Consider the following 21,667-nt stretch of genomic DNA (forward strand, 5'->3'; position numbering starts at 1 on the left):
ATCCCCAAAACCCCCAGCCCCAAAAGCTGGGGGTTTTGCTTTTGCGCGAGCGCAATCGATTTCAGGGCCGATCGATCGCCGTGTATGCCACCTCGGTCGATCTTCTCCGCAGAACTCAGGCAGAAAAGGCCCTCGCTGATCCGCGAGGGCCTTTTTTATTGTTGCAAACGGCGCAACGACGGATGTCACTGTCCTGTCAGTGCAAAACACCGTCTCGCCAATGTGCAAACTAGCGCGAAAAAGCCCCCGATCATGCGCGATTCGCCACGCTATGCCCCAGAATGGAAGTATTTCACCGCATTACAAGCGAATTTCGGTGATCCCGATTTATCTACAAACTGGTAGGATGGCGGGCTATTGGCAGCATGCTTATTGAACTGTTTCGCGACGCTGCTGCTCAAATGCTGCATTGCCGCAGAGCTGTGACAGCGCGTCTGGGGAGGACGACGCTGTCAGCGCCTTGAGAGATCAGGGCGATCGCCTGCGTCGCAAACATTACCGTTGATGCCATCGTCTGCAAACATCGGCAATACCGATTATTGTTGCGACCGATGAGGCGAAGCCCGCACAGATCGGGACACGGCTCGCGCGAATAACGGTAAGACCGGCAATCGAAGATAATGCAGGACAGTTCAGAATACGGGGAGCAGGGTCGGCCCGTAGGCCACTCTGCTGCCGGACGCGTCAGCGCGTCCGGTGTTGTGTTTCGAGGCCAGCAATCTGGCGAAAGCAGGGGCCCATGGCGATGACAGTCTGCTGAACCTGATAACCACATGTGCCGTTGTTCGGGCACGCCAATTGCGTCCGCGCACATCGCCGTGACGTCCGCCTGGCTGACCAGGCTCAAGAAGAACCATTCCGTTTCATCCTCGAGGAAATCGCTATGCAAGCAATGCGCGCCAGGCGTGCTTTGATTCCAGGCCTGCTGGCTGTTGCCGTAACAGTGCTCTCCGCCTGCGGCAAGGATAACAAGCCGCCCGTGGCACAGACGCCTGAAGTGAAAGTCGTCACGCTGAAGGACGAAACAGTGACGCTGGACTCGTCGCTGCCGGGGCGCACCACGCCCTACCGGATCGCAGAAGTTCGCCCGCAGGTCAATGGCATCCTCCAGAAGCGCCTGTTTGTGGAGGGCAGCGATGTAAAGCAGGGCCAGCAGCTCTACCAGATCGACCCGTCCACCTATGAGGCAACTGCGAAGAGCGCCGAGGCCAACCTCGAGTCGGCGCGACTGCTTGCAGAGCGCTACGGCAGGCTGGTCGGCGAAGAGGCCGTCAGCAAGCAGCAGTACGCGGAAGCGCAGGCCTCCTATCTGCAGGCCAAGGCCGCGGTGGACCAGGCGCATATCAATCTGCGCTATACCAAGGTCCTGTCGCCGATATCGGGCCGCATCAGCCGCTCGCTGGTAACGGAGGGCGCGCTGGTAACCAGCGGCCAGGCCAATGCGCTGGCGACGATCCAGCAACTCGATCCGATTTTTGTCGACGTGACGCAGCCGTCGTCGGCAATCCTGCGCCTGCGCAAGGAGCTTGCCAACGGGCAACTGCAGGGCGCCGGCGCGAATGCGGCCAAGGTCACGCTGCAGCTTGAGGATGGCAGCATCTACTCCGAGCCGGGGCGCCTCGAATTCTCGGAAGTGGCCGTCGACCAGGGCACAGGATCGGTGACGCTGCGCGCCGTATTCCCGAATCCGCGCCACGAGTTGCTGCCCGGTATGTTCGTCCACGCTAGGCTGGCTGAAGGCGTCAAGACATCCGCGATCCTGGCGCCGCAGCGCGGCGTCACGCGTGATCTGAAGGGCCAGGCGACTTCTCTGGTCGTCAACGCCAACAACGAGGTGGAACAGCGCATCCTCTCGACGGACCGCACGGTAGGCGACAAGTGGCTCGTCACCACGGGCCTCAAGGCCGGGGATCGCGTGATTGTTGAAGGACTGCAGTTTGTCCGCCCGGGCGCCAAGGTGAAGGCGACCGAGGCCGATGCCGCGACGGCGGGTGCCGTGGCCGCATCCGGTCCGACTGCAGCGTCGGCTCCCGCAGCCAAGTCCTGAACGGGACCGACGTATGAGGATTTGCCATGTCTAATTTCTTCATCGAACGGCCGATTTTTGCCTGGGTGATCGCACTGGTCATCATGCTGGCCGGCGTGCTCTCGATACGGGCCCTGCCGATCAACCAGTACCCGGCGATCGCGCCGCCCACCATTGCAATCTCCGTGACCTACCCGGGCGCTTCGGCGCAGACCGTGCAGGATACGGTGGTGCAGGTGATCGAGCAGCAGCTGAACGGCCTGGACGGCCTGCGTTACATTTCGTCGGAGTCGAACTCCGACGGCAGCATGACCATCACGGTCACGTTCGAGCAGGGCACCAACCCCGATATCGCACAGGTGCAGGTCCAGAACAAGCTGGCTCTGGCCACGCCGCTGTTGCCGCAGGAAGTGCAGCAGCAGGGTATTCGCGTGACCAAGTCGGTGCGTAACTTCCTGCTGATCGTGGGTCTGATTTCGACGGACCCCAGCATGACGCGGGAAGATCTGTCGAACTACATCGTGTCGAACATCCAGGACCCGCTCTCGCGTACCGCGGGCGTGGGTGACTTCCAGGTGTTCGGCTCGCAGTATGCGATGCGGATCTGGCTGGACCCGGCCAAGCTCAACAGCTATCAGCTTGCGCCGCTCGACGTGAGCAACGCGATCAAGGCGCAGAACGTCCAGGTGGCCTCGGGCCAGCTTGGCGGCCTGCCCGCCGTGCGCGGCCAGCAGCTGAACGCGACGGTGATCGGCAAGACGCGCCTGCAGACGGCTGAGGAGTTCGGCAACATCCTGCTGAAGGTCAACCCCGATGGCTCGCAAGTGCGCCTGAAGGACGTGGCCGAAGTGGGTCTGGGCGGCCAGGACTACACGATCAACGCGCAGTACAACGGTCGACCAGCATCGGGTATTGCAATTCGCCTGGCATCGGGTGCCAACGCACTGCAGACGGTCAAGAACATCCGTAACACGCTGGGCCAGCTTGAACCGACGTTCCCGCCGGGCATCAAGGTGGTGTTCCCGTACGACACAACGCCGGTGATTGCAGACTCGATCCACGAAGTGGTCAAGACGCTGCTCGAAGCCATCGTGCTCGTGTTCCTGGTGATGTACCTGTTCCTGCAGAACTTCCGCGCCACGCTGATCCCGACGATCGCCGTGCCGGTGGTGCTGCTTGGCACGTTCGGTGTGCTGGCCGCGTTTGGCTACTCGATCAACACACTGACGATGTTCGGCATGGTGCTGGCCATCGGTCTGCTGGTTGACGATGCGATCGTGGTGGTCGAAAACGTCGAGCGGGTGATGGCGGAGGACGGCCTCGGGCCGAAGGAAGCGGCACGCAAATCGATGGGGCAGATCCAGGGCGCGCTGGTCGGTATCGCACTGGTGCTGTCTGCCGTGTTCCTGCCGATGGCGTTCTTCGGCGGCTCCACCGGCGTGATCTACCGTCAGTTCTCGATCACGATCGTTTCGGCGATGGTGCTGTCGGTGCTCGTGGCGCTGATCCTGACCCCCGCGCTTTGCGCGACCATGCTCAAGCCCATCGAGAAGGGCGACCATGGCGAACACAAGCAAGGCTTCTTCGGCTGGTTCAACCGCAGCTTCATCAAGTCGACGCAGAGCTACGAGCGTGGTGTGGTGAGCATTCTCAAGCGCCGCGCACCGTTCCTGCTTCTCTATGTGGCGATCGTGGTGGCGATGGGCTTCCTGTTCACGCGCATCCCGACCTCGTTCCTGCCGGAAGAAGACCAGGGCGTGCTCTATGCACAGGTCCAGACACCACCCGGTTCCTCGTCCGAGCGTACGCAGGCAGTGCTGAAGCAGATGCGTAACTACCTGCTGAACGACGAAGGCAAGATCGTGGAGTCGCTCTTCACCGTGAACGGCTTCAACTTTGCCGGCCGCGGCCAGAGTTCGGGCCTCGCGTTCATCCTGCTCAAGCCGTTCAAGGATCGCGAAGGCGCATCCACGAGCGTGTTCGACCTGACCAAGCGCGCGCAGGCCAAGTTCAGCACGTTCCGTGATTCGCTGGCGTTCGCTTTCGCGCCGCCCGCCGTGCAGGAACTCGGTAACGCCACCGGCTTTGACTTCTACATGCAGGACCAGGCCGGTCTGGGGCATCAGGCACTGATGGACGCGCGCAACAAGTTCCTGTCGCTCGCGGCCAAGAATCCTGCACTGCAGCGCGTGCGCCCGAACGGCCTCAACGACGAGCCGCAGTACGTCCTTGAAATCGACGATGAACGCGCGCGTGCGCTCAGCGTCTCGCTGGCGGACATCAACAGCACGGTCTCGATCGCCTGGGGCTCCAGCTACGTGAACGACTTCATCGACCGGGGCCGCGTCAAGCGCGTGTACCTGCAAGGCCGGCCGAACTCGCGCATGTCGCCGGAGGATCTCAACAAGTGGTTCGTGCGTAACGACAAGGGCGAAATGGTGCCGTTCTCGTCGTTCGCCACGGGCAAGTGGGGATATGGGTCGCCGAAGCTGCAGCGCTACAACGGTGTGCCGGCGGTGGAAATCCTCGGTGAACCGGCGCCGGGCAAGAGCTCGGGCGAAGCGATGAAGGCCGTCGAGGAAATCATGAAGCAGATGCCCCCCGGCATCGCCTATTCCTGGACCGGCCTGTCATTTGAAGAGCGATTGTCCGGCTCGCAGGCACCCGCGCTGTACGCGTTGTCCCTGCTGGTGGTGTTCCTCTGTCTGGCAGCGCTGTACGAAAGCTGGTCGATTCCGTTCTCTGTGATGCTGGTGGTGCCGCTCGGCGTGATCGGCGCGCTGCTGGCGACGATTGCGCGTGGCCTGTCGAACGACGTGTTCTTCCAGGTGGGTCTGCTGACCACCGTGGGCCTGTCCGCCAAGAACGCAATTCTGATCGTGGAATTCGCGAAGGACCTGCACGACCACGGCAAGAGCCTTGTCGAAGCTGCGGTGGAAGCGTGCCGGATGCGTCTGCGTCCGATCATCATGACGTCGATGGCGTTCATGCTCGGCGTGTTCCCGCTGGCCGTGTCGCAAGGCGCGGGCGCGGGCAGCCAGCACGCAATCGGTACCGGCGTGATCGGCGGCATGATCACCGCGACGGTCCTGGCCATCTTCTGGGTGCCATTGTTCTTCGTCGTGGTCAGCGCGATCAAGGAGCGGCGCCGCAAGTCCGATTCGTCCTCCCTGGAGAAGGGAGCCCAAGCATGAGAAAGACGATACTTTGGCTGGCCGCCGTGGCGGCACTGAGCGGCTGCAGCCTGATTCCCAAGTACGAACGCCCGGCGGCACCCGTTGACGCCGCCTATCCGCAGGGAGGTGCGTATCTGCCTGCGACGGCCGGCACCCAATCGCCTGCGGCCGTCGATCTTGGCTGGCGCGAGTATTTTGCCGATCCGCGCCTGCGCGAGCTGATCCAGATCTCGCTGGAGAACAACCGCGATCTGCGCGTGGCCGTGCTGAACATGGATGCGTACCGTGCGCAGTACCGCATCCAGCGCGCCGACCTGTTTCCGCAGATCGACGCGGCCGCAGGCGCCACGCGGCAACGGGTGCCTGCCGATCTGTCGACGACTGGCCGGACCGTGATCAGCAGCCAGTATGGCGTGTCGCTGGGCACCACGGCGTGGGAGCTCGATCTGTTCGGCCGGCTGCGCAGCCTCAGCGAGGCGGCGTTCGAGCAGTACCTTTCGGGCGAAGAGGCGCGCCGCAGCACGCAGATCGCATTGGTGGCCAGTGTCGCCAATGCCTACCTGACGCTGCGCGCGGACGAGGCCCAACTGCAGGTCACGAACGACACCCTCACGACGTACGATCGCACGTACAAGCTCACGCGCCGGCGTTTCGAGGAAGGCATCGCCTCGCGGCTGGAATTGCGTCAGTCGGAGACGCAGGTCGAGACGGCGCACGCATCGCTGGCGTTCTACACGCGCGCGGTGGCGCAAGACACCAATGCGTTGACGCTGTTGCTGGGCACGAGCATGCCGTCGAACCTGCCCGATGGGCTTGGACTCGATCAGGCGCTCGTGGCTGAAGTACCGCCAGGCATGCCTTCGGATCTGCTGCAGAATCGTCCGGACATCCTTGCCGCGGAGCACCGGCTGAAGGCCGCCAACGCCGATATCGGGGCTGCCCGTGCGGCGTTCTTCCCGCGAATCACGCTGACGGCTACCGCTGGTACGGCCAGCAGGCAGCTATCCGATCTGTTCGCCGCGGGCCAGGGCACGTGGCTGTTTTCGCCGCAGATCGTGCTGCCGATCTTCACTGCCGGCAGCCTCAGTGCAAGCCTCGATTACGCGAAGATCCAGAAGGACATCAACGTTGCCACGTACGAGCGGACAATCCAGGGAGCGTTCCGCGAGGTGGCCGATGGACTGGCTGCGCGCGGGACATTTTCGGACCAGGTCCAGGCACAGTTGCGGCTAGTGGAAGCGAGCCAGGATTACTTCAGGCTTGCGGAGCACCGTTACAGCACCGGCGTGGACAGCTATCTGACCCTGCTCGATGCCCAGCGCCAGCTCTATAACGCGCAGCAGACGCTGATATCCGACCGTCTGAACCAGCTCACCAGCGAGGTGAACCTGTACAAGGCGCTCGGCGGTGGCTGGTACGACGTCACGCATACGCCTGACAGCGCGCCCGCAACTGGCAGCAGCACCAGCAGCAACCGTTCGGCGTCATAAGCGTTACCCCAAGCGTTACCCCAAGCGTTGCCACAAGCGTCGCTTTCACGGAGGCAGTCCCGGACTGCCTCCGTTTTTCATTCGGGGTTCCGATTCGTCTTGCGCAATGCTTTAGCCGTGCTTGCGCCGCTGCGGTTCCTGCTCGTGCAGGAAGCGTGTGAAGGTCTCGCGCGGCGGCGCGATGCCGTTCTCCACGAGGATGCGACCGATGCTGCCGCGGTGATAGCCGCCGTGCTGCAGCACATGCATCAGGATTTCCTCGCGCGACATGCTGCCGCGCTGGTCGTCGGTGAACACGAAGCCGATGCGTTCACCGTAGCGGTCGGCGGGCAGGCTGCTCACGTAGTCGACATACCACTGGTCGATCTCGACAACCTTCGGGCGCAGCACGTCCAGCGGCGGGATCTCGGCCGTATTGGGCGACCTGAAGCCGTGCGGGGTGTTTTCGAGATGGCCCTTGAAGATCTGGTCGATGACACGGATATGGCTCAGCAGGCGCATCACTTCGCGCCGCGCGTCGTCGGGTAGCCTGGCGGCTTCCTTGCCGAGCAGCGCATAGAGCTCGGCGTGCGACCAGGTCTTGAAGCTATAGAGCGAGTGGAACAGGTTCTTGAAGGGCATTGGCGTCTCCTGCCGCACCTGCCGCATCGGGCAGTTGCCTGCCATCATGGCATGAACACGGGCGGCGCGACAGCGAGCCGCGAACCCTCGCGCGCAATCCGCCATGCTCAGGTTCGGCAGCGATCCGATCGGTGTCACGCACTCGTTAGGCGCGACTCAACTCTATACTCCCGGAACGTCAACCCGGGAGCGAGCGATGCGCGGGGCAAGTTGGGGGCTTGTGGTCGTCGCAGTATTCCTGGGCCGAAACGCTGGTCGGCCTGTCACGCTGCCGGTCTCGAACGGCCTTGCGGGGGCGGTCATCTCCCGGACACGTCCGTTGATCTGGCCCGCATTGGTCGCACGGTGGCTGATATGGCTGTCGTTTGCCTTCGCCTTTCTGCCCGGCGCCGGGCAGGCCCAGGAGCTTGAGCCGCGCGCCTATTCAGCGGCCCCGGTCGGGACGCATTTTCTGCTTGGCACCTTTACAAGGCTCGGCGGTGATGTGCTGACCGACCCGTCTCTGCCGATTACCGACGTCAACGCCAAGATCGACATCTTTGCGGCCGGCTACCTGCAGGTGTTCGATCTGCTCGGCCGCACCGCGTCCATCGGCCTGGTGCTTCCGTTTTCCCGTGGCAATGTCTCGGGCCAGGTATTCGACGCAGCCAACCAGGTCTATCGTGCCGGCGTTGGCGACATGCGCGTGCGCCTTGCGGTCAATCTTCTGGGCGGCCCCGCTGCGACACCTGCCGAGTTCGTCAAGCATCCACCGGGGACGACCCTTGGCGCGAGCCTCACCGTGATCGCCCCCACCGGGCAATATCACCCGGATCGTCTCGTCAATGTCGGCACCAACAGATGGGCTGTCAAACCTGAACTTGGCCTTTCGCAGCCTTTCGGCAACTGGTTTGCCGAATCCTCCGCAGGGGTCTGGATCTTCGGCGACAACAACGACTTTCTCGGCGGCAAACATCGCAGCCAGTCGCCGATCGCGGTACTGCAATTTCATGGCGGGTATCAGTTCAGGCCTGGCTTCTGGCTCGCCGCGGATATTGGCTACTACGCCGGTGGCGACACCTCGGTCAATGGCATCGACAATGCGGACCGGCAGAACAATACGCGCTACGGAATGACGGTTTCCGTGCCGATTGTGCCGGGCTGGTCGGCCAAGCTGAGCGCCTCCAAGGGACTGATCACGCGGGCCGGCGGCGATTTCAAGGCGATCTCGCTGACGGTGCAATACCAGTGGATCGACCACTGACGTGCCGCCCGTGACTGTCGCCCCGTGATCAACGCTGCAAGTCGTCCGACAACCGCCTATAATGGTTTATTCGTTGATAAAGCAACTATTGATTGGGCAATAGAATGGCTTCGGAATCTCACCCTGAGCAGGGGGCGTCACTTGGTGCGGCGGCGGCAGGTCAAACGGCAAGCCAATCGGCCGATCGATCGCCGAAAAGCGGGCAGGTTCTGCCGTTTCGCGAATCACTGCTGGCGATAATCGGCATCGCCTTTGTTTTGATGCTGGTGGCACTCGACCAGACCGTGGTGGGTACTGCGCTGCCGACGGTCGTGGCGGAGTTGCAGGGGTTCGAGTACTACGCGTGGGTTGCCACGGCATATCTGCTGACCTCGGTCATCACGGTGCCAATCTTCGGGCGTCTGGGTGACTACTACGGGCGCAAGCCGTTCGTGCTGGCCTCGATTGTCGTGTTCCTGACGGCCTCGGGATTGTGTGGCATGGCTACGAGCATGCCATTCCTGGTGGCGGCCCGCGCGCTGCAGGGCATTGGCGGCGGGATGCTGGTTGGTACTGCCTTCGCCTGTATTCCTGACCTGTTCCCCGATCCCCATGTACGCCTTCGCTGGCAGGTCATGCTGAGCATCGCGTACGGCCTTGCCAACGCCGCCGGCCCGTCGTTGGGCGGTGTATTGACCGAGTGGTATGGCTGGCGTTCCGTCTTCTACGTCAATCTGCCCGTCGGTCTGCTCGGCCTGTTGTTTGCCTGGCGCTTCCTGCCGCATCTGCGCCAACAGGCGCATACGGGGCCGATCCGCATAGATTGGGCTGGCGCCCTGCTGATCGCCGTGGGTCTGGGAAGTCTGCAGTTGTCTGTGGAATGGCTGCCTACGCGCGGCCTGGGATTCGTGACGATTGGCCTGATGGTGTTGGCATGCGCGGCGTTCGTGGCGTTGTGGCAATGGTCGCGCCGGTCCGCCAACCCGATTCTGCCGCTCGACATGTTCCGCAATCCTGGTCTCGCGCCACTGTTCGTGCTCGCCGTACTTGGCGGTTTCACGATGTTCGGGCTGCTGCTGTACGCGCCGCTGCTATTCCAGGGCGGATTTGGCTATTCGCCCAAGGAGGCCGGACTGCTGGTAACACCTCTGGCGGTATGCATCACCGTTGGATCGATCGTGAACGGCCGCATCATCACGCGCATCCCACGCCCCAACAGCATGCTTTATGCGGGCTTCGCGATGATGGCGCTGGCGTTGCTGGGTTTGTCGCAGGCCACGCGCAACATGCATCACAATCTGCTGCTTTCTATCATGCTGCTTGCAGGGCTAGGCCTGGGCTTTCTCCTGCCCAACCTGACCGTCTTCGCCCAGCAGACAGCCGGCCGCGCGCACCTCGGGATTGCCACCGCGATGCTACAGTCGCTTCGAATGGTGGGCGGGATGGTCGGCACCGCGCTGGTTGGCACGCTGGTCACGCGGAGCTATACCTCCGGTGTGACTTCGGCGCTGGCCGAAGCCCATGCGACGGAGTGGACCGCCAGAATGGCCGATCCCCAGATCCTGATCGACAAGGCCGCGCAGGCGGAATTGCTGAACAATTTGCAGCAGGCAGGGCACAATGGAGCCCTGTTGCTGGAACAGGCGCGAGTGTCCCTGGTGGGCGCCATCCATCTTGGCCTGTTGCTGGCGGCAATCGTGGCACTGTTCGGTGTCTGGCGCGCGCGCCGGGTTCCACCGATCAGGCTGCTGCGGGTACATGAACCCGTCATGTCCGCAGACTGATGACTGCCGTGCGGATGCGCCAATCGCATTCGCCTACTTGGAGGAGTGGAGTGGAACTGGAGCGACAAAGCCTGGCCGTGCTGCAGCAGTTCGGCCGGACTTACCGAGCCTACGCAGCAGCGTTTGAACAGCGGATTGGGCATCCGCTGCCGCGCTGGCGCATTCTTTACGCGCTGCATGGCCACGAAGGGCCGATCGCGCAGAAGCCGCTGGCCGACCGCGTTGGCATGGACCCCGGCGCACTGACGCGCCAGCTCAAGGCACTGCAGGAACTTGGTTGGGTTGAGCGCATGACCAGCGAGCGCGACAACCGCATGACCAACGTCACATTGAGCGCGCTTGGCCGCGAGATCGTCGATCAGGCCATGCCGCGCCGCTCGGCGTTCCTGCAGGACGTGCTGGCCAATGTGTCTGAGACTACGATGCACAACCTGTCGAAGGGGCTCGCCCAGCTCGAGTCCGGTATCGCCGACGCCGTCGCGCGTTCGCAGGCAGAGCGCGACGCAGCCTGACTGGCTGGCTTTCCTTCCCGTGGGTTAGCCGCCAAAAAGCGCCGCAATGGCCGGCGGGTTCGACGGGAAGTACAGGTGTACGTACGACGCGGTTAGCGTTCCGGTCTGGTAGACAGCTTCACCCTGCCCGTCACTGCGCGGCGATTCGGCTCGCGCAACAGGTGCCAGCGGGGAATCCGTGGCCGAGTAGTGGAACGTATGGCCGCGGATTGTCTGGCCAGGCTGGCCGCGCGTGCCCGGCAGTGTCACGGCCTGATGGCCGATTGCCGCAAGCCTTCGTTGCATCGTCACGGTACCGGGCAGCAGCCCGGCCATTCGGTGAGCTTGCCCGTCCTTGTCCACCAGGGTGTCGAACAGCGCCATCATGCCGCCGCATTCGGCCAGGATCGGCAGGCCTTGCGCATGCGCGGCGCGTATTGCGTTGCACATCGGTACATTCGACGCAATCGCGGCTGCATGGAGTTCGGGGTAGCCCCCGGGCAGCCATAGCGCGTCACAAGGCGGTATCGCGCTGTCGCGCAGCGGCGAGAACCACGTAATGTGGGCCCCGAGCGCCCCCAGGGTTTCCACGTTGGCTGGATAGATGAAGCGGAACGCATCATCACGCGCGATGGCGATGCGCTTGCCTGCCAGCAGGCGTGGCAACTGCGGCGATGGTGCTTCAGGGAATGTCACCCGTTCCGGCAGATGCGACAGCGGGAGCGCCGCCAGCGCATCGGCCAGGCGATCGAGCCGCGCTGTCAGATCGGGCAGTTCGTCGGCGCTGAATAGTCCGAGATGGCGCTCAGGCAAGGCCGAGGAAGCGTCGCGCGCCAAAGCGCCGGCCCAACCTATGGCGGGTGGCAGGCTTTCGCGCAGCATGTCAGCGTGGCGTGGGCTGCCAACGCCATTGGCCAACACGTGCATGGCGTGGAACGGTGCGCCGTAAGTGGCCAGGCCGTGAGCCAGCGCACCGAATGTTTGCGCCATCGCTCCCGCATCGATGACGGCAAGCACGGGCAGCCCGAACAGGCGTGCAACGTCGGCACTGCTCGGTGTGCCGTCGTGCAGGCCCATGACGCCTTCCACAAGAATCAGGTCGGCGGTCTGCGCAGCCTTGGCAAGCCGTGCGCGGGCATCGGCTTCGCCAGTCATCCAGAGGTCGATCGAATGCACCGGCGCACCGCTTGCGGCGGCAAGCAGCGTTGGATCAAGAAAATCGGGCCCAACCTTGAACACGTGCACGGTACGGCCCTGGCGCGCGTGGAGCCGCGCCAGCGCGGCAGTGACGGTGGTCTTGCCTTGTCCGGATGCCGGCGCGGCAACCAGCAAGGCCGGCACGGGGCGTGTGTGTGGCAACGCGATGGAAGGCGAGGCGAGGGACTGGATCGATTCAGGGGGCATATCGGGACCGGCTACACATGGCGGCATGGCCATGCGGCAAGGGGGATTATATCGGGCACCTGGCATGGTTCTCAGCTCCTCGGCAGGATCACGCCCTGCAGCGCGGCGCACTCGAACAGTTCGCGGTCATTGGTGACGCCAAGCTTCTGCATCGCACAGTTCTTCTGGCGGCTGATGGTCTTGACGCTGCGACATAGCGTGGCCGCAATCTCGGTCACGGTGCGCCCGGTCAGGTAAAGCCTGAGAACCTCCATTTCGCGCGCCGACAGGCGCTGTTCGCCATCGCGCCCGAAGGGAAGCATCGTACGGATGTCTGTCGGAGCCAGCGCGCGCAAGGCGGACTTGCCAATGTAGGTAAAGCCGCGCTGGGCACGCGCAATTGCGGTCGAGATTTCGGATAGCTGGCAGTCCTTGAGCAGGAGCCCGTGTACGCGCGCATCCAGAATGGTGCGCAGCACGAGCGGATTCGTGATCATGGTCAGCACCACCACCGACATGGCGGGATACCGTCGCCGCAACGCGGTGATCAGGCGCACGCCATCAAGTTCGGCAGGGCCGGGCATGTGGTAGTCGGTCACCACCACGTCCGGCTGGAGCAGATCGACCTGCTGCTGCAGATCGGTGGCACTGGCAACTTCCCCGCAGACTTCCCAGCCGGTCTCAGACTGCACTCTGGCGCGGATCGCCGCAGTTATGACTGGGTGGTCATCGGCCAGCAAAATCCTCAACGTCATCCCTTGACTCCTGTACATATGGGTCGGATACGGCTTCACGCTGGCGTCAAAAAAGCGCCGCACGCGAAACGGGCGTGCGGCGCAAACACGCAGCAACTGCGCGCATGCGGGCCGCGGACCAAACGGGAGACGGTCCGGAGCGCTGCGATGCCCGGCGAGATTAATGCGCGGCGGCTCGGAAAGGAGTAAGAGGATTCGCAAAATGCAGGGTGCTTTGCCTTGCGTCGCCGCCGCCGCAAATGAAAAGGCCCCGCAGCGTCAACCGCTGCGGGGCCGGTGGTGCGGGCGGGAGTTCGTGCGGGTCAGGCGACCGCTAGTGGTCGGGCGGGTTGCCGCGCCTGCCGGCGTCCGTCGATGGCCCTCAGCGGATCACGCAACACCGATGCGCCGACGTCCATGATGTCCCGCAGCGTGGTGCGGTCGGGGGCTTCCTGCGGCATCCAGAAGTGGACTGCGGCCCAGGCCGGAAAGCTGGTAGGCGGCGCGAGCAGACGGGCCTTGCGGTCGCGCGTGACGAGCGGAACGTTGAAATCGAGCACGGGGCAAATCCCGCCGGCCGCGTGCAGCAGCGTGATCTGCGTATGCCATGATGGCACTACGGTTTCGCGATGGCCGGGGGTAAGGGCCTGGCGTTCCAGGAAGCCGCGCAGCGGACTGGCGTCGTCGCAGTCTTCCTGGAGCAGTATCCAGTCGCTCTCCATGCCGTCCATCGAATCCGTCCGCGTGACACTGACCAGGCGTCGCGGTGTAGCCATGATGCTATGCGGAATCACGGTGTCTGGTACGTTGGCGCCGTCAACGACAAACGCACAATCGAGGGCCCCGCTTTCCAGGCATTCCGCCAGTGCCGTATCGGCAATCACCGGCCGCGTAATAAAACTGTCATGCGGGAAACGCTCGCCCAGTGCGGTCAGGATTTCGCTGATTACCGGATCGCCGATTGACGAAGAAAAGCCGATCGAGATGCGCCGGCCGCTGATGGCCTGCTGCACTGGATTGCCGTCTGGCTGGACAAGCTGGGTCCATTTCGAAAGGATTTGTCGTGCAGTTTGCTCAAGACGCACTGCGTGGGGTGTGGGCTCGAGCGTCCCGTTGCGCTTGACGAACAGTGCATCGCCGGTGATCTCCCGCAGGCGGGCAAGACTGTAGGCAACCGTTGGAACGCGTCCCTGGGTACATGCCGCCACGGCGGTGAGGTCGCGGTACTCCATGAGCAGGACGAATACATGCAATAGCTTGGTGCTGACGTGCCGCATACTGACTTCTCCCGATCCGAGTCTGTCTTGTTCTTTGTTTTGGTGAAGCAACACCATCGCAACTTCCGACTGCACAACCACCGGCGCGTGCCTTGTGACAAGGCACGTGGGCTGCGGCAGGTACTACAGACACTGCAAAGGGGGCTGGAACGACAACGAGGGCGCCCTGGCAACTGAAACTGAAGATGCCGCGCGGATTTCAGGCTTCCCGGATTTCAGGCTTCCCGTATCGCGCTTCGCAGTTACCACATCCTCCGCGCCACGCCGACAGGTTTGTCGAGCGCGCGCTCTACGGCAACGGCTCCCGTTTCCTCAGGCCAAGATGGTGTGACGGCGTGTGTCTGGCACCATCTGCCGATGCCTTGCCGTCTGACGCCTGTCTGCACGTGCCGGGCGGCACCATTTGCAGGCGTTTCGAAATTTAGTTGATGCCTGGAAATCTTAATACAAGATTTAGGAAAGTACTAGTAATGGTATTCGATTCAAAGGCCGGAAGAATCGGCAAGGATGCTATGTCTGATCATCGATACAACCCTGAAACCCGCCCCAAATGGGGGATGCGGGCCCATCTTGCTGCATTGTGTCGCGCTGAATTGCACAGTTTTTCGCTATCACTTTCTTGTTTCAGGCAGGTTATTGTGGATCCTGGACATTTGCGTCGTTCCAAATTGGAATAACTAAATTTAATTTGCAAACAAGTGTGTCAATAATGGGGGCGGACTGTCAGGGGGGCGGACGTCCCTCTGACCGCACCGATGCTGCCATTCAATTTGCTTAAGTCGTGTCGCGAAGACACTGAATTGCCTTTTCCGCGGGCGGTGGGCTACCTTATGAGCGAGACAGGCGGGCCGGCGCACGGGCGCATGGGCTGCCGGACTGGAGGCCGGCCGAGCGGAGGCATTCGGGTGAACAGACGCTATTCGGAAGAGCAAATCCGCATGTATCTTGACGAGGCCGCCCGTGGCGTGCCGGTGCGGGAGCTCTGCGCGCGCTACGGCTTCAGCGATGCGTCGTTTTATGGATGGCGCGCGAAATACGGCCGTACGCGCCAGCACGATCCATCCGACACTCGCCGATTACGCCAGCTCGAGGAAGAAAACGCACGTCTCAAGAGTATGCTTGCGGATGCGCTGCTGAAGCTGGAGTTACTGCGCAATCGTACCGGCCGGCATGGGGACGGCAAGGGCCACGCCTAGGCCACGTCCAGGCGTGTTGCCGCACTCATCGCCAGCACCGGAGTCTGATGCAATCGCAATGCCGTGCACGGCATTGGTTTCTGGAGTTTTTTTGTGAAGAAGGTTTTTGCTGCCGCAGGCGTGATGGTGTGGCTTGGTCTGGCTGTCACGCAGGTTCATGCGGCGCCCCCGGTGGATCCCGGCTCGCCGATGGTGGCGCCGATGCCGCCGCGCATGCTCGATCCTGCCACGTCCACCGTGGAGGATACCGGGGGAACGCTCAGTGCTTCGCAGATCGAGCATTGCCGGCAGTTGCTCGACCAGATCAATGGTTTGCCCGCAGGTCCGCAGTGGTCGCAAGGCAAGTCGGCCGTAACCACCGCGGATGGCAGAACCTATTCCACGCTCGAGCGCGCACCGGATCGCAAGCGCCTTGAGGAAGCATACCGCCAGGAGTGTGCGCAGGCACGCAAGTAGGCGCTGCAGGCGGCGCCGGGTGCGCAGGCAGGTAGCGGACAGAGGTGGTGGTTTCATCCGTCATTGCAGGAGCAAAGATGTTCCACATGCGACGTTTACTTGCCTGGGCATTCGGGCTGATGTTGCTGACCGGCGCGGGCAGTGCCGTAGCGCAGGCGAAGCTGGACAAGGCTCACCTTGATCAGTTGCTTGCACCTGTCGCGCTGTATCCCGATGCGCTGCTTTCCCAGGTGCTGATGGCCTCGACCTATCCCGCGGACGTCGCTACCGCGGCGCAGTGGTCGAAATCGAACCCGAACCTCTCGGGGGATGCAGCGACGAAGGCCGTCGACGGTCAGTCATGGGACCCGAGCGTGAAGTCGCTCGTGGCATTCCCGTCCGTGATGGACCTGATGGGGCGCCAGCCGCAGTGGGTGCAGAACGTGGGCGATGCGTTCCTGGCGCAGCCTGACGACGTGATGGACTCGGTCCAGCGCTTGCGCGTGGAGGCGCAGAAAGCCGGCTCGCTGAAGAGTAACGAGCAGCAGAAGGTGGTGACGCAGCAGAGCGGCGGCACCACCATCGTCCAGATCGAGCCGGCCAGCCCTCAGGTTGTCTATGTGCCGTCGTACAACCCAACCGTGGTCTATGGCGCCTGGCCCTATCCCGCCTATCCGCCAGCCTACTATCCGCCGCCGCCCGGCTCGGTGTTCGCCACGTCGCTGGTGGCCGGCATCGGCTTCGGGCTCGGCGTAGCTGCGGTCAACTCGATGTGGGGCGGATTCAACTGGGGCGCGCATGACGTCAATATCAACGTCAACCGCTACAACAACATCAATGTGAACCAGCGACTCAACGTTAATAGCGCCAACGTGAACTGGCAGCACAACCCAGCGAATCGCGGCAACGTGCCGTACAACAATCCGAACGTTGCGGGCCGTTACGATGCCCAGCGGCAGCAGGCGATGGCCAATCGCCCTCAAGGCCAGGGCGGGCAAGGCGGGCAGCGCTTGGGCCAGGGTGGAGGCGGCGTGCAGAACTCGCGCGATGCCGCGCGTGATCGTGCCGCGCAATCGTTCCAGGGACGCACCGGTCAATCTATCGCCGGGCATGGCGCGCCAGCCGTCAACCGTCAGGCGGGTGGGCAGAACCCCCGGCCGGCCGGTGCAGATCGGCAGCGGGCCGATCAGGCCAATGCACGCAACAATGCGCGCGACAGCAACCGCAACAACGCGTTCAGCGATGCCGGCAACGGCGACCGCATGCGTCAGCAGACCAGCCGGGGCGACCATAGTGGATTCCAGCGAACCGCGGGCCAGCCGCAACGCTCGATGCCGGGCAATGGCGGCGGTGGGTTCCAGGGCGGCGGTGGTCGAGAAAGCCTGGGCGCAGCAGGCGGCGGTCACTTTGGTCACGGCCGGAGATAACGATGAAGCTTAAGTCGACGTTTGAATCCATGCTGCGTGCCGGTGCCCTGGTGATGCTGCTTGGCGTGTCTGTGCCCGCAGTCGCACAGCACATCTATCCCACGCCGGAAGCCGCTTCGGATGCGTTCGGCGATGCCGTGGCGCGCAGTGACAACGACGCGCTGAAGCAGGTGCTCGGCGCCAATTATGAAAACCTTGTGCCGCGTGGGCTGAGCCAGAACGATATCTACGATTTCCTGGGTGCCTGGGCTCGCCACCATGCGGTGCAGCGCGATGGCGACACCACCGCCCACATCGAGGTCGGAGACAGCGGGTGGACTTTCCCGGTGCCGGTGGTCAAGCGCAAGTCTGGCTGGCAGTTCGATCTGGCCGCCGGTGAGCACGAGGTTCGGCGCCGGCGCATCGGCCGCAATGAACTCGTGGCCATGGATACCCTGATGCAACTCGCAGACGCCCAGCAGCGCTATGCCGAGCAGGTTGGCAAGGGCGGCTTTGCCCGGCAGCTTGTGAGCACCCCGGGCAAGACCAATGGTCTGTACTGGCCGTCGGCATCTGCCGAGAACGATAGTCCGCTTGGCCCCGATGCACTGGCGATGGGCCCGGAGGTGCCGCCGGAAGAGTCGTTCTACGGCTATCGCTACCGCGTGATTGCACCGCCGAAGGGCAGCGACGCCAGGTTCGCGTTCATCGCCTGGCCGGCCCGCTACGGCGATAGCGGCATTCATTCGTTCATGGTCGACAGCGAACGCCGCTTCTACGAGCGCGATCTTGGCAAGGGTACGTCCGCACGCGCGGGCGCGGTTCGCACATTCGAGCCCGCGGGCTGGGAGAAAGCCACTGACCGATGATCCACGGGCCGCCGTTTCAGAATGAAGCGAAGCGGTTCTGCTCAGGCGCCGGACCGCGCAACGTGATGCGGTCCGGGTCCGCGTGCACCTCAGCCAGCCCGGCCGGATCGACGATATGCAGCAGACGGTGGCGCACGGTGATCAGTCCTACCGAGGCGAAGCGGGACAGCAATCGCGACACCGTTTCCAGCGTCAGGCCAAGGTAACTGGCGATGTCGACGCGCGTCATCGCCAGCATGACTTCGCCGCCATCGATGCCGCGCCGGCGGTGTTCGGCGGCCAGGTCGAGCAGCAGCATGGCCAGCCGCTGGGCGGCCTTCATCGAGCCGATCGCCACCAGCAGTTCGTGCTGCCTCAATGCATCGCGTCGGAGCATCGCCTGCGTCGCCGCTTGCACCGCAGAATCGGCCATGCTGGCCTTCGCGGCTTCCACCGACACCACGCAGCAGTCCGAAGCCTGCAAGGCAATTGCGCTCATGCTGAAGGTGCGGACGTCATTTGGCTCCAGGCCGACCGTATCGCCGGGAAGCGCGAATCCCGTCACCTGACGCCACCCGAGTGACGATTCGTACTCCATTTTGATGCCGCCAGTGCGCAACGGATAGAAAGCCAGTACCGGTTGGTTCTGCCTGAACAGCACATCACCGGCGTTCAGATGCTTCCTCTGGGGAACCAGCGTGCTTTCGCCAGGCAATGGCGTGTCGCCGCGTGCACTCGCGCATACGGGATGAAATGGACACAGGGTGCAGCATGAGACGCTGGGGGCTTGATGGTCCAGTGGATTGTCTCCCGGCAGACAGGTTGGACGTTGTTTTGCTGGCAGTATAAATGGTGGCCAACGTCGTTGATCACGAGTCGATCTGCATTCTTTCCGGGGAGCGTCCTTAGTTTTTTCGCGACTGTGCCATGCAACAGGGATGCGGCGGTTACAAAGCAGGGGAATTGTTTCGAAAATTCGTGTTGCGTCTTGCGGACAATGTGGATTTTCCGCCATGCCGGTTGTGATATGCTGCATCGCACAATAACGGAGGAGACCCGTTCCCAAGACGAGCAGGAGTCTTCATATGGCCAAAAGCCTTTCCCCGAGTTGGGAAGCACAGCTGCGACAAATCAGCCGCGCTCAATTCCAACCCGCTAAACATATTCGCTCATGGTTGGGGCGCCTGGAACAGGTGCACCCGGCCGTACGCCGCCTGCGCCATCCCGCGCCAGGCGAGCCCGTCCCTACCGAGCTTCCCGGCGCCTGGCAGTCGCTGAAGCTTGGACTGACGCCGCTGCCCGGCGAACTGGTCCCCCAGCTGGCATATCGTCTCTACATCCCCGCCGGGGCCAAGGGGGCATTGCCCGTCGTGGTCATGCTGCACGGCTGCCAGCAAACGCCCGAAAGCCTGGCGCTGGGCACGCGCATGAATGCACTGGCCGAGCGCGAAGGATTCATCGTTGCCTATCCGCAGCAGCCTCTGCGGCGCTCTGTTCATCGATGCTGGCAGTGGTTCGATCTGGGCGCCGGCCAGGGCGGGCGCGAAGTCCAGGCGCTGGCTCTGCTGGTCGACGAACTGGCAAGCCGGCCCGATGTGCGCACCGGGGAGATCTACCTTGCGGGGTTGTCTGCTGGCGCGGCGATGGCGGCGCTGGTGGCATTGCGATACCCGGACAAGATTGCCGCAGTGGGTTTGCATTCCGGCGTGGTGATTGGCGCAGCGGACTCGCCACGGGCAGGGCTCAAGGCAATGCGCCACGGCTCGGCCACAGATCCCGCGTTGCTGCTCGATGCGGCTGGCGTGGCGTCGGGTGGACCGGAGATGCCGGCCATCGTCGTCCACGGCATGGCTGACGACGCTGTCCATCCGGTCAACGGGCGGCTGCTGGCACGGCAGTTCCTGGCCTACAACGGTCTGGAGGATCGCCTGGAAAGCGCCAATGATGCACCGGGGCTGCCGGATGGCAATGTTCGCGATGCGCGCTTCGGCCGCTGGAATCGCGACATCGTGCGGCTGGTCGAGGTGGGCGGGCTGGGCCATGCCTGGAGCGGCGGCGATGCCGCCGTGCCGTATCACAGCGACGTCGGCCCCGATGCAAGCTGGCTGATGTGGCAGTTCTTCCGTCAACACAAACGGGCGGCCTGATTGGCCTGATTGCCCCGATTGTCCAGATCGAGAAAACGGGGCCAACAATGACAAAGGGGAAGGCTGGTTGCCTTCCCCTTTGTCATTTGCGCATCAGGCGCGATCAGGCGTGGCGCTTGCGTACGAACAGGGCGGCGACGATGCCGATCAGGCAAACGCCCACCACATAGTGGGCCGGCGCCAGCGTGTCGTTCTTGAGCATCAGCGAGACGGCTACCGGAGTCAGGCCGCCAAAGATCGCGTACGACACGTTGTACGAAAAGGACAGCCCCGAGAAACGGACCTGCGCCGGGAACGCATGCACCAGCACGTACGGCACCGCGCCGATCGTGCCGACGAAGAAGCCGGCCAGTGCGTACAGCGGCAGCAGCAGGTCAGGGCGCGTCCCGATCGTCGTGTAGAGCGTGTAGGCGCTGGCTGCAAGCAGCACGCCTCCGATCGATAGCGTCAGGCGCGCGCCGATGCGGTCCGCCAGCACGCCGGCCACCACGCAGCCGATCGACAGGAACAGCGTGGCAACGCTGTTGGCCACCAGGGCCGTGCGCGCGTCGAACCCGTACAGCGTCTGCAGGTACGTCGGCGTGAGCAGGATGACCACCACGATGCCCGCGGACAGCATCCACGTGAGCAGCATCGAAACGAGCACGGCGCCGCCGTGGTCGCGCACCACCGTCTTCAGCGGCATTTCGGCGGCCAGCGCCTTGCGTTGCTGCAGTTCGGCGAAAACCGGCGTTTCATGCAGCCAGCGACGCAGGTACATCGAGCCGACGCCAAACACACCGCCCAGCACGAACGGCACGCGCCAGCCGTGATCGATGAGTTCCTTCGGATCGAATACGGCATTGATGCCGGTGGCCACCAGGGAACCGAGCAGGATGCCGGCCGTCAGGCCGGCGGTCAGCGTGCCGCACGCATAGCCGATATGACGGCGGGGCACATGTTCGGACACGAATACCCAGGCGCCCGGGACTTCCCCGCCCACGGCGGCGCCTTGCAGGATGCGCAGCACCAGCAGTGCCATCGGCGCCAGCAGGCCAACCGACTCGTAGGTCGGCAGCAGGCCCATCAGCAGCGTCGGCACCGACATCAGCAGGATCGACAGCGTGAACATCTTCTTGCGGCCCAGCAGGTCGCCGAAGTGGGCCATGATGATGCCGCCCAGCGGGCGGGCCAGGTAGCCGGCCGCGAAGATGCCGAAGGTCTGCAGCATGCGCAGCCAGTCCGGCACCGAGGCCGGAAAGAACAACTGGCCGATAACCTTGGCGAAGAAAACAAAAATAATGAAATCGTAGAACTCGAGCGCGCCGCCCAGTGCGGCGAGCGCAAGAGTCTTGTAATCCTGGCCGGTCAGTGGGCGTGCGGCGTGGCCGCCTTGCGCGCCCAGTGCCCCGGCTGTACTGCTGGGTGTGGACATGAAAAGACTCGCATGGA

The 21,667-nt window shown here is 63.4% G+C and carries 18 protein-coding genes; 12 read left to right on the plus strand and 6 right to left on the minus strand.

From position 1 onward, the window contains the following. The 4 genes from B552_RS29295 to B552_RS0123855 all read left to right on the plus strand — a co-directional run. Positions 1-345: hypothetical protein (locus B552_RS29295; RefSeq protein ID WP_237718342.1), on the plus strand; the 345-nt coding region annotated here is incomplete at its 5' end. A gap of 538 nt (positions 346-883) precedes the next feature. Next, positions 884-2,047, plus strand: a complete 1,164-nt coding sequence (locus B552_RS0123845; protein WP_019451576.1) for an efflux RND transporter periplasmic adaptor subunit — start codon at positions 884-886, stop codon at positions 2,045-2,047. A 26-nt stretch (positions 2,048-2,073) separates the two neighbouring features. Further along, the gene (locus B552_RS0123850) at positions 2,074-5,220 is read left to right on the plus strand and encodes an efflux RND transporter permease subunit (RefSeq protein ID WP_019451577.1); all 3,147 of its coding nucleotides are present in this window, start codon (positions 2,074-2,076) and stop codon (positions 5,218-5,220) included. After that, on the plus strand, positions 5,217-6,692 hold the full coding sequence (locus B552_RS0123855) for an AdeC/AdeK/OprM family multidrug efflux complex outer membrane factor (protein WP_019451578.1): 1,476 nt from the start codon (positions 5,217-5,219) through the stop codon (positions 6,690-6,692). The genes B552_RS0123850 and B552_RS0123855 overlap by 4 nt, the downstream gene beginning before the upstream one ends. 111 nt (positions 6,693-6,803) lie before the next feature. On the opposite strand, the gene B552_RS0123860 is transcribed toward B552_RS0123855, so the two are convergent. Continuing rightward, positions 6,804-7,313 carry a DinB family protein gene (locus B552_RS0123860; protein WP_019451579.1) on the minus strand — a complete coding sequence of 170 codons (510 nt, stop codon included), beginning with the start codon at positions 7,311-7,313 and terminating at the stop codon, positions 6,804-6,806. A gap of 103 nt (positions 7,314-7,416) precedes the next feature. On the opposite strand from B552_RS0123860, the gene B552_RS0123865 reads away from it, so the two are divergent. The 3 genes from B552_RS0123865 (at position 7,417) to B552_RS0123875 (ending at position 10,831) form a co-directional block, all read left to right on the plus strand. Next, positions 7,417-8,556, plus strand: coding sequence for a transporter (locus tag B552_RS0123865; protein WP_237718343.1), 1,140 nt, complete (start codon positions 7,417-7,419; stop codon positions 8,554-8,556). 104 nt (positions 8,557-8,660) lie between these two features. Further along, complete coding sequence (locus B552_RS0123870; protein WP_019451581.1) at positions 8,661-10,319, plus strand: MFS transporter; 1,659 nt, start codon at positions 8,661-8,663, stop codon at positions 10,317-10,319. Positions 10,320-10,369: 50 nt separating this feature from the next. After that, the gene (locus tag B552_RS0123875; protein WP_019451582.1) at positions 10,370-10,831 is read left to right on the plus strand and encodes a MarR family transcriptional regulator; all 462 of its coding nucleotides are present in this window, start codon (positions 10,370-10,372) and stop codon (positions 10,829-10,831) included. Positions 10,832-10,855: 24 nt separating this feature from the next. On the opposite strand, the gene B552_RS0123880 is transcribed toward B552_RS0123875, so the two are convergent. The 3 genes from B552_RS0123880 to B552_RS0123890 form a co-directional block, all read right to left on the minus strand. Then, positions 10,856-12,214, minus strand: coding sequence for a cobyrinate a,c-diamide synthase (locus B552_RS0123880; RefSeq protein WP_083860347.1), 1,359 nt, complete (start codon positions 12,212-12,214; stop codon positions 10,856-10,858). Between the two features lie 71 nt (positions 12,215-12,285). Continuing rightward, positions 12,286-12,948 (minus strand): response regulator, encoded by a 663-nt coding sequence (locus B552_RS0123885; protein WP_019451584.1) that lies wholly within the window; start codon positions 12,946-12,948, stop codon positions 12,286-12,288. A gap of 302 nt (positions 12,949-13,250) precedes the next feature. Further along, complete coding sequence (locus tag B552_RS0123890) at positions 13,251-14,204, minus strand: LysR family transcriptional regulator (protein ID WP_019451585.1); 954 nt, start codon at positions 14,202-14,204, stop codon at positions 13,251-13,253. An 863-nt stretch (positions 14,205-15,067) separates the two neighbouring features. On the opposite strand from B552_RS0123890, the gene B552_RS28980 reads away from it, so the two are divergent. From B552_RS28980 to B552_RS0123910, 4 genes are all read left to right on the plus strand, one after another. Continuing rightward, positions 15,068-15,400, plus strand: coding sequence for a transposase (locus B552_RS28980; RefSeq protein WP_280949279.1), 333 nt, complete (start codon positions 15,068-15,070; stop codon positions 15,398-15,400). A 123-nt stretch (positions 15,401-15,523) separates the two neighbouring features. After that, complete coding sequence (locus B552_RS0123900; RefSeq protein WP_051003614.1) at positions 15,524-15,856, plus strand: hypothetical protein; 333 nt, start codon at positions 15,524-15,526, stop codon at positions 15,854-15,856. A 77-nt stretch (positions 15,857-15,933) separates the two neighbouring features. Then, positions 15,934-17,262 (plus strand): DUF3300 domain-containing protein, encoded by a 1,329-nt coding sequence (locus B552_RS0123905; RefSeq protein WP_019451588.1) that lies wholly within the window; start codon positions 15,934-15,936, stop codon positions 17,260-17,262. A 2-nt stretch (positions 17,263-17,264) separates the two neighbouring features. Beyond that, entirely contained in the window at positions 17,265-18,110 is an 846-nt protein-coding gene (locus B552_RS0123910) for a DUF2950 domain-containing protein (RefSeq protein WP_019451589.1), read from the plus strand. 16 nt (positions 18,111-18,126) lie between these two features. Here B552_RS0123910 and B552_RS0123915 read toward each other — a convergent pair whose 3' ends face one another. After that, the gene (locus B552_RS0123915) at positions 18,127-18,804 is read right to left on the minus strand and encodes a Crp/Fnr family transcriptional regulator (protein ID WP_019451590.1); all 678 of its coding nucleotides are present in this window, start codon (positions 18,802-18,804) and stop codon (positions 18,127-18,129) included. 478 nt (positions 18,805-19,282) lie between these two features. Between B552_RS0123915 and B552_RS0123920 the strand changes: the two genes are divergently transcribed. Further along, positions 19,283-20,236, plus strand: coding sequence for a PHB depolymerase family esterase (locus B552_RS0123920; protein WP_237718345.1), 954 nt, complete (start codon positions 19,283-19,285; stop codon positions 20,234-20,236). Positions 20,237-20,339: 103 nt separating this feature from the next. Here B552_RS0123920 and B552_RS0123925 read toward each other — a convergent pair whose 3' ends face one another. Then, on the minus strand, positions 20,340-21,650 hold the full coding sequence (locus B552_RS0123925; protein ID WP_019451591.1) for an MFS transporter: 1,311 nt from the start codon (positions 21,648-21,650) through the stop codon (positions 20,340-20,342). Between the last annotated feature and the right edge of the window lie 17 nt (positions 21,651-21,667).

The organism is Cupriavidus sp. BIS7, assembly GCF_000292345.1.
Classification (GTDB): Bacteria; Pseudomonadota; Gammaproteobacteria; order Burkholderiales; family Burkholderiaceae; genus Cupriavidus.